Here is a 1,221-nt window from a genome sequence, read left to right on the forward strand (position 1 = left end):
CACAGAGCTTGCGTATCTCGCGTACCCACAACACGCCACCGAGAAGCGTGCCCCGTTCGGCGAGTGGCATGCGTACCCGTTCACCGCTGCGCAGCTCGACCGTTCCGTCGACGAACTCCTCGGCGGACCAATCGTCACCGGGGTACTTGCGATAGGAGAGACAGGCAATGCGACGCACCTTCAGGCGTTTGAACAACTCCGGGCTATAGCCTTCGCGATCGAAGACCAGGGTGAAGCGATGGCGCAACGGTTCGGCTGCTAGCACTTCGGCGCTCGGCTGGCCCGGGATATCCCGTTCCAGACGGGGCAGAATCTCGCCCTCGAGGACCTTGATCAGGCCGGGATCGACGGCTTGCGTGACCCGAAAGAAGGGTTGTCCGTCGATCGCGTTGACCCAGTAATCGGCGGTCGCCCGCTGGCACAGCCGCTGCCGCGCGATGTAGTGGCGCGGCAGCTTGGTCTGCTCGCCGTAATACACCCGCACATGCGCGTCGATGTAAAGGATGCCCGCTTCTGTCGGCGCCGCTTCCATCCAGCGCCGACACAAATCGGCACTCCATTTTTCGGCCTGATCCCCCTGACTCAGGAGCTGAATCTTCTCGCGCAGGGTGCGCACTTCCGGAATCCGATCCAGACCCAGCAGCTTGCCCCATTCGCCAGGCGCACAAGTGCGCAGGGACTCGACCGATTCCAGCCGCGCCAAGGCCATGAAAGCGATCAACATCAACAGACTGTCAATCCCATAGTAGCCCGGTGGCAGGGGAAGCCCCTCCGCTCCTTCGAGCAGTCCAACGGCCAGCAGGGCGGGCAGCGCAAACAGCACGCCGCCACGTGGCACGTCGACGGCCAACTGGAACTGGGGGAGCACCGCATTCAGCCCCCCCACCGCTCGCCGCCACCCGGGCTTCCACGTTGCTGGCCCCAACCCCCCATCGGAGCGGTGCTGTCGAGTGCGCTCCGCTCGCTTTTGGTGCTCGCGACGAGCGCGCAGGTCCCTTTCGCCGCCGCAACATGCAGCCGCCCGGCGCGCACCGCTTTCGACAGGGTGTCGCTTTTGATCCCCAGCTCTGCCGCCACGCTGGGCACCGTCTGTCCGTCGTCCAACAGGGCCTGCGCCTGCTTCAACACCTCGGCCGTCAGCACCGCCGGACCACGACGCCGCGGCGGAACATAGAAACCTTTCGGCCCCTCTTGCCGATAGCGCTTCAACGCCCGCTTGAC

1 protein-coding gene and 1 pseudogene are annotated in these 1,221 nt (G+C 65.1%); both read right to left on the reverse strand.

Annotation, left to right across the window (positions count from 1 at the left end; genetic code table 11):
* Positions 1 to 868 (reverse strand): putative transposase (locus E4Q23_RS23135; RefSeq protein WP_169068753.1); only part of this gene is annotated, 868 nt, incomplete at its 3' end.
* Between the two features lie 5 nt (positions 869 to 873).
* Positions 874 to 1,221, reverse strand: a pseudogene (locus tag E4Q23_RS23140) (hypothetical protein); the annotation flags it as partial.

This window comes from Candidatus Accumulibacter phosphatis (genome assembly GCF_012939955.1).
Lineage (GTDB): Bacteria > Pseudomonadota > Gammaproteobacteria > Burkholderiales > Rhodocyclaceae > Accumulibacter > Accumulibacter delftensis.